Annotated in this window: 1 protein-coding gene; it reads right to left on the bottom strand. The window is 60.9% G+C overall.

What is annotated here, in order from left to right:
- Positions 1–215: helix-hairpin-helix domain-containing protein (locus tag AD669_RS27830; RefSeq protein WP_156316197.1), on the bottom strand; the 215-nt coding region annotated here is incomplete at both ends.

The following is a 215-nucleotide window of genomic DNA, read 5'->3' on the forward strand; positions in this document are numbered from 1 at the left end:
AAAAAAAAAAGGTACGTCAGCACTTGCGGCAGCGCCTGCTGCACGCGCTCCAGCGAACCCAGCGAGCGCGCCAGCACCTTGGCGGTCTCCTCGCCGACATCGGGAATGCCCAGCGCATAGATGAAGCGCGCCAGCCCCGGTTGCTTGCTGTCTTCGATGGCCGCCAGCAACTTGTTACTGGACACCTCGGCAAAACCTTCGAGATCGACGATGTC

Origin of the sequence: Pseudomonas sp. P1.31, assembly GCF_001269815.1 — a bacterium.
Lineage (GTDB): Bacteria > Pseudomonadota > Gammaproteobacteria > Pseudomonadales > Pseudomonadaceae > Aquipseudomonas > Aquipseudomonas rustica.